This is a genomic window from Streptomyces sp. NPDC059169 (assembly GCF_042755225.1).
Lineage (GTDB): Bacteria > Actinomycetota > Actinomycetes > Streptomycetales > Streptomycetaceae > Streptomyces.
This window is the reverse complement of the sequence record NZ_JBHZCF010000015.1, coordinates 58,660-65,441: the sequence shown is the minus strand read 5'-3', so window position 1 is coordinate 65,441 and position 6,782 is coordinate 58,660. Positions and strand designations below refer to the sequence as shown.

Genomic DNA, 6,782 nt, shown 5'->3' with positions numbered 1-6,782 from the left:
GGGGGGGCTGGGGGTGGGGGGGGGGGAAGCACCAACCCTACTCCACGTGTGGCCCGGGTGGCACCTCCCTTTTTTTTTTTTCCTCCCCCCCTCCCCCTCCCCCCCCGCAACCGGCCACCGGAGCACCGCGCCTGACGCGTTGCGCCGGGAACTGCTCAGACCGCCGTCGACAGGGACAGCGCGAACCTCCCTGCCGCGTCCGTCCACCACTCCGACAGCTTCAGCCCCACTGCCTCCAGTTCGGCGCGCACCCCGTCCTGGCGGAACTTCGCCGACACCTCCGTGCGGATCTCCTCACCTGCCTCGAACGGCACCATCAGGTCCAGTTCGCGGATCTTCACGTTCAGCGCCCGCCGGGCCCGCAGCCGCATCTCGATCCACTCCTCCTGCGCGTTCCAGACGGCGACGTGGTCGAAGTCGTGCGGGCGGAAGTCCGCGTCCAGCTCGCGGTCCATCACGGCCAGCACGTTCTTGTTGAACTCGGCGGTGACACCTGCGGCGTCGTCGTACGCCGCCACGAGCACCTCCTCGTCCTTCACCAGGTCGGTGCCGAGGAGGAGGGCGTCGCCCGGCGCCAGCAGTCCACGCACGGACCGCAGGAACGCCTTGCGCTCGTCCGGCAGCAGATTGCCGATCGTGCCGCCGAGGAAGGCGACGAGACGCGGACCCGGTGTGTCCGGCAGCTCCATGCCCTGTGTGAAGTCGGCGACGATCGCGTGGACCTGGAGGCCGGGGCGCGCCGCCAGCAGCGCTTCGGCCGCTCCGACGAGTGCGCTTTCGCTGACGTCCACGGGTACGTAGGCGCGCAGGTCGGTGAGCGCGTCCAACAGGTGGCGGGTCTTCTCCGACGAGCCGGAGCCCAACTCCACCAGGGTACGGGCGCCGGTCGCGGCTGCGATCTCCGCCGCACGGTCGACGAGGATCTCCCGCTCCGCCCTGGTCGGGTAGTACTCGGGCAGTCGGGTGATCTCCTCGAACAGGTCACTCCCACGAGAGTCGTAGAACCACTTGGGCGGGAGCTCCTTGGGGGTACGGGTCAGCCCGTGCAGGACGTCCGTGCGCAGCGCGGCGCCCATCGTGTCCTCGGGCAGGGTGCGGGTCAGTTGGAACGGGCTCACGCGGGCGGCTCCTTGAGCGGGGTCAGCAGTACGTCGGTGCGGGTCGCCACGAGCAGCGTCCGGTCGGGCACCTCGCACCAGCGGGGGTCGTCGTCGTACGGTTCAGAGGCCACGACCGTGCTCCGGCCGGGCTCGTGGAGGTACCAGAGCGTGTCGCCCCAGGCGGTCGCCGCCACCGTTGTGCCGTCGGCGAGCAGCAGGTTCAGCCGGGACGCCGGCGCGGCCTCGGCCACGTCGTACACGGTCTCGGCGAGCGCCCGGCCCGGTTCGTCACCGGCGCGCAGCCGGTGCAGCACCAGGGCCCACACGAGTGCGGAGTCACACCGAGCCTCGAGTGAGAGCAACTCGGCGGTGGGCAGCGCCGCGGCGAGGGACGCGACCGAGCCGGGCCAGCCCTTGACGGCACCGTTGTGGCTGAACAGCCAGGGGCCGGCGGCGAAGGGCGCGGCAGCGGCCTCTCCGTCCGCCCCGGCCTCGGTGGCGTCCCGCACCGCGGCGAGAACCGCCCCGCTGCGTACCACCCGTGCGAGGTCCGCGAAGGACCGGTCGGCCCAGACGGGGCCGGCGCGGCGGTAGCGGGCGGGGACGGGATCGCCGTCCGCGTACCACCCCACGCCGAACCCGTCCGCGTTCACCGTTCCGTAGGCCTGGCGGCGCGGCGCCCAGGACTGGTGCAGCAGCCCGTGAGGAGGCTCCACCAGGAGCTTCCCGAGCGCTGTCGCCGCGCCGACGTAGGCGATATGGCGACACATCAGGCGTCCCTCGCGGTGCGGAAGCCGGAGAAGATCTGCCGGCGGACCGGCAGGTCCCAGTTGCGGAAGGTCCCGCGGCAGGCCACCGGGTCCACGGCGAACGAACCACCGCGCAGCACCTTGTAGTCACCGCCGAAGAACACCTCCGAGTACTCGCGGTACGGGAACGCGACGAAACCGGGGTAGGGCAGGAAGTCGCTCGACGTCCATTCCCAGACGTCCCCGATCATCTGCCGGACACCGAGCGGCGACGCACCGCCGGGGTACGCGCCGGCGGGTGCGGGCCGCAGGTGTCGCTGCCCCAGGTTGGCGTGCTCCGGCGTGGGATCGGCGTCGCCCCAGGGGTAGCGCAGGGACCGGTCCGACGCGGGATCGTGCCGGGCCGCCTTTTCCCACTCGGTCTCCGTCGGCAACCGGCGCCCGGCCCAGCGGGCGTAGGCGTCGGCCTCGTACCAGCTGACGTGCAGTACCGGCTCGTCCTCGGGCACCGGCTCCGTCACCCCGAACCGGCGGCGCAGCCACTGGCCGCCCTCGGGCCGCCAGAACAGCGGGGCGCCGATGTCGTGTTTGCGGATCTGGTCCCAGCCCTCCGGGACCCACCACCGCTCGTCCGTGTAACCGCCGTCCGCGATGAACGCCTGGAAGGCTCCGTTCGTCACCGGGGTGGTGTCGATGTGGAAGGCCGCGACGTGGCGCTGGTGCGCCGGCCGCTCGTTGTCCAGGGCCCACGGTTCCGTCGAGGTGCCCATGGTGAACGGGCCTGCCGGGACCAGCACTTCGGCCGGGAGCCCGAAGGTGCTGCCCGGCGGAGGTTCGGGGGCGTGGAGGGCTGCGGGTCCCCGACGCAGTTGATGGGTGATCAGCATCGTCTCGTCGTGCTGCTGCTCGTGTTGCGCGATCATCCCGAACGCGAAGGCGGCGTCGGTCAGGCGGCTGCCGTGCAACGGTGTCGACGCCAGGACGTCGAGCACTCGTCCGCGCACGTCGGAGGCGTACCTACGGGATTCGGCCGGTGAGAGCAGGGGCAGCGAGGGACGGGCGGCGCGGGGGTGCTCGAAGGCGTCGTACACCGAGTCGATCTCCGGGCGCATCGCGTCCCGCCCCGCGACGGCCCGGAGCAACCACTGTTCCTCCTGGTTGCCGATGTGGGCGAGGTCCCAGACGAGCGGGGACATCAACGGCGAGTGCTGCGCCGTCAGGTCGTGGTCGTCGATGCAGGTGGTGAGCAGCGCCGTCCGAGCGCGGGCCGTGGTCAGCGCCGCCACGGCCCGCTCCTTGAGCGCGTCGTCCGTCGCCACCATGGGCTCGTTCATGAGGGGATCTCCTTGGTGCGGAGCGAGAAGTCGTCGGCGGGGCAGCGGCCCGGCAGGACGCGGCGCTCGTGGAACGCCGCGACCGCGCCCATGACGGCCGCGGAGGCGCCCATCCGGGGCAGCGCCTCCAGACTCGCCTCGAAGCAGCTGACGGCGGCGGCGTGTAGCTCGGGGTCGGCGAGCCCGTGCCGTGCCGCGTTGGTCCACAGCGGGTTGTTCGGCGCCGGCATCGGTCCGGCGGTCTCGGCCAGGGGCTTGACGGTGCGGTACGCGGTCTCCGCGGCCTCGGGGTCGTCGAAGAGGGCGGCCGTCACGGCGACCGGCACCATCCAGCCGTCCTCGCCCGGCTGCGCGTCGATCATGCGGAGCTCCAGGTGACCGCGGGGCCGCACGGGCGGGAAGAGCGTCGTCATGTGGTATTCGAGGTCGGTGCGGGTGGGCGGCCGTGGGTCCGCGGACCGTATCCACTGCCGGAACGTGAGCCGCTCCGGCACCACCCAAGGTCCTTCCGGCGCGCGGATGCACATGACCGGCGCGTCCAGCACGTGGCGGGCCCACGCCGCGCGCGGCTCGTCGTCCAGGGGAGGGGCGAGGGCGCGAACCGGATCGAGATCGGCCCACAGGGCCTGCCGGGTCGACTTCCACCCGGTGGGCCGCCCGGCTCCCAGCGGTGAGTGGGCGAACGCCGCCACGAGGACCGCACCGAGCAGGTGGGCGGTTCTCCAACGGCGCCCGAGGCCGAGCGGGCCGGGCTCCTCGTGCCCCGCGTCCAGGCACACCTGGACGGACGCGGACGAGCACATCATGGATCGCCCGGACGGTCCGGTGCGATCGAGTGAGGCCTCCATGGCGTCGTAGCGCGGCTCGCGCAGGAGCCTGCGCGGCGGGTGCCAGGGGTCGTGGCCGAAGCCGTTGAGGGTCAGGCCGGAGGAGTCCAGTGCGCTCCGGACCGCGGCCAGGTCCGCTGCGGTGGAGTCGAGGCACTCCATCAGGGACGTGGCGGGCGCCGAGCTGAGCTCCAGCTGGCCGCCCGGTTCGAAGGTGAGCGACGAACGGAGCGGCAGGGCTCGTAGTTCGGCGAAGGCCCGGTCGAGCCGGGCCGGCGGGACGGGGAGCTGGGGGACGTGCTTCTCGTGGACGAGCCACTCGAGTTCCACACCGATGGTGCGGGGCGGGCCGGTCTTGAAGCAGATACATCGGAGCAGGGCGTCCGCGTCGTCCTCGGTGAGCGGGGTGCCGCTCTCCCCGAAGCCGGGGTCTGGCATGGTCGAATCCTCCTGTCGAAGGCGCTCCGTCCACCTAAAGCCACTGCCGACGTTCGCACAAGAGTGCTCTTTCAGCACGTCCGCGGCTCGTAATCCGTTTGCCGCGGCTTCGGTTGGTCGCGGAGGATCACGGGTATGAGCGTACGTTTGCGGGGGATCGCGAAGCAGACCCAGGAGATCGTCGAGGCGGGCCGCTACCGGGCGCCGGGCGGCCGGACGGTGGCGATCGGCAGGGCGTTGTCCACCGCGGTGGAAGGGACACGGACATTCGGACCCGGGCCCGTGGCGGTGGTGCCCGACACGGACCGTTCCAGCCTATGTGAGGTCACCGGGGAGAGCAGCCTGGAGGCCGCCCGACGGATGACGGCCACTGCAAGCGGCGCGGTCGCCGTGCTCAACTTCGCTTCGGCCCGCAATCCCGGCGGCGGCTACCTGAACGGTGCACAGGCCCAGGAGGAGGCACTCTGTCGTGCTTCCGGGCTTTATACCGCGCTGCTCGGCGCCCCCGACTTCTACGACCACCACCGCGCGGAGCGCAGCCCCTTCTACTCCGACCGGGTGATCCACTCGCCCGGTGTCCCGGTGTTCCGCGACGATCGCGGAGCGTTGCTGGACGTGCCCTTCCACGTTGGGTTCCTGACCTCGCCCGCGCCGAACGCGGGCGTCATCCGCAGCCGCACGCCGGACCGGGCCGACCGGATCACGACGGTCCTGGCCGCGCGTGCCGAACGGGTACTGGAGACCGCCGTCGTGACCGGCTACCGCAGGCTCGTGCTGGGTGCCTGGGGCTGCGGGGTGTTCCGCAACGACCCCTCCGAGGTGGCCGCGGCGTTCCGGAACCTGCTCGCGGGGAGCGGCCGGTTCTCCGGCCACTTCGACGAGGTCGTCTTCGCCGTGCTGGACCGCACGAAGGACCGATCCACGCTCGCTGCGTTCCGTGCGGTGTTCGCCTCGGCGTAGTGCCCCCTCGATCGCCGGGAAGTGCTCACGGCACCCACGCGGGCCGCGCCGCCGCACCCTCGGGCCGACGGCATGGGAGGACCAGACCAAACCCGGCCACGTTTTCCGTGCACCGGACCGTGTCCGCTTGGCGACAGAAGGCAACCCGCCTCGGGCGCGGAGGCTCGGCGAGCCCTCACTCGTGCCCGTGAACACGCTGGTCAGAGCAGACTTTCGCGTGTCAGTGGGACATGACGCCCGGTAACGGTCACTTCAGGCCAACAGCCCGTCACCGTACGGCAACCGTCTGGAAGGATGCCGATCGCGATGAGCCAGACACCCAGACAGTCAGCAGAGCGTTCCGTACCCACCAGCGCCGACGTCGCCAGACGGGCCGGGGTCTCCCGGGCCACCGTCTCCTACGTGCTCAACAACGCCTCCGCGGTGCGCATCAGCGAGCCCACCAGGCGCCGGGTGCGGGAAGCCGCCGAAGAACTCGGTTACGTTCCGCACGCAGCCGCCCGGAGCTTGCGTGCAGGACACACCCGCATGGTGCTGCTGGCCACCGCGTACGTCTCCCTGGGGCCGTCCTACGGGCGCTTCATCAACGAACTCCAGTGGGCGCTGCGACGCCTCGACTACACCGTCGTGCAGTACGGGAGCGTGGGACTGGAGGGCGACGCGGCGGCGAGGGAGTGGGCGGAGTTGCGTCCGGTCGCGGTGGTCTCGCCCGGCGAGATCGCCCTCACTCCGCACGGCGTGGGCGTGCTCAGGCGCTCCGGGGCAAAGGCGGTGATCACACTGGGGCCGCGGCACGTCGAAGGCGCCCACTCGCTGGTCGTGGACCAGCACGACGTGGGTGTCCGTGCCGCGGAGCACTTGACCGGGCGCGGGTACCGGAAGATCGCCGTGATCATGCCGGAGGAACCGGGGCTCGAGGTCTTCTCGGCACCCCGTCTCGCGGGTGTCCGTGAGGCGGCCGAGCGGGCCGGCGCCTCCGTGCTGCCGTGCCCGCTGGCCTACGACGAGCGGGCGGCCGCCCGGCTCGCGGCCCGCTGGCGAGAGCTCGGCGCCGACGCCGTCTTCGCCTACAACGACGAGTACGCCATGCTCGTGATGAGGTCCCTGCAGGACGCCGGAATCGCCATCCCGGAGGAGACCGCAGTGATCGGCGCCGGAGACCTGCTGCTCGGGCGGCTGTTACGGCCGCGACTGAGCACCGTGCGCGTCGATCTGGTGACCGGGCAGTACCTGGCCGGACTGGTGGACCGCCTGGTCCGCGACCCGGCCGGCACGCCCGAACGGCATGACCTCATGAGCGCCCAGGTGGTGGGGCGCGAGTCCACCTGACTCCCGCGACGTGCGCGGCGGGTGGGGTCTGGCTAGCGTCGGGGC

6 protein-coding genes are annotated in these 6,782 nt (G+C 71.9%); 2 read left to right on the top strand and 4 right to left on the bottom strand.

Features of this window, described 5'->3' with window-relative positions; genetic code table 11:
• Positions 1-155: 155 nt before the first annotated feature.
• Genes egtD through egtA form a run of 4 tightly spaced genes read right to left on the bottom strand, consistent with a single transcriptional unit; the run spans position 156 to position 4,448 of the window.
• Positions 156-1,118, bottom strand: a complete 963-nt coding sequence (gene egtD / locus ACFXOM_RS25535; RefSeq protein ID WP_384941856.1) for an L-histidine N(alpha)-methyltransferase — start codon at positions 1,116-1,118, stop codon at positions 156-158.
• Positions 1,115-1,870 (bottom strand): ergothioneine biosynthesis protein EgtC, encoded by a 756-nt coding sequence (gene egtC / locus ACFXOM_RS25530; RefSeq protein ID WP_384946995.1) that lies wholly within the window; start codon positions 1,868-1,870, stop codon positions 1,115-1,117. Before egtC ends, egtD begins: the two co-directional genes overlap by 4 nt.
• The gene (gene egtB / locus ACFXOM_RS25525; protein ID WP_384946997.1) at positions 1,870-3,183 is read right to left on the bottom strand and encodes an ergothioneine biosynthesis protein EgtB; all 1,314 of its coding nucleotides are present in this window, start codon (positions 3,181-3,183) and stop codon (positions 1,870-1,872) included. The genes egtC and egtB overlap by 1 nt, the downstream gene beginning before the upstream one ends.
• Positions 3,180-4,448 (bottom strand): ergothioneine biosynthesis glutamate--cysteine ligase EgtA, encoded by a 1,269-nt coding sequence (egtA, locus tag ACFXOM_RS25520; protein WP_385039459.1) that lies wholly within the window; start codon positions 4,446-4,448, stop codon positions 3,180-3,182. Before egtA ends, egtB begins: the two co-directional genes overlap by 4 nt.
• A gap of 135 nt (positions 4,449-4,583) precedes the next feature.
• On the opposite strand from egtA, the gene ACFXOM_RS25515 reads away from it, so the two are divergent.
• Both ACFXOM_RS25515 and ACFXOM_RS25510 read left to right on the top strand, forming a co-directional pair.
• Entirely contained in the window at positions 4,584-5,408 is an 825-nt protein-coding gene (locus ACFXOM_RS25515) for a TIGR02452 family protein (RefSeq protein ID WP_385039456.1), read from the top strand.
• A gap of 306 nt (positions 5,409-5,714) precedes the next feature.
• Complete coding sequence (locus ACFXOM_RS25510) at positions 5,715-6,737, top strand: LacI family DNA-binding transcriptional regulator (protein WP_384941866.1); 1,023 nt, start codon at positions 5,715-5,717, stop codon at positions 6,735-6,737.
• Positions 6,738-6,782: the final 45 nt, after the last annotated feature.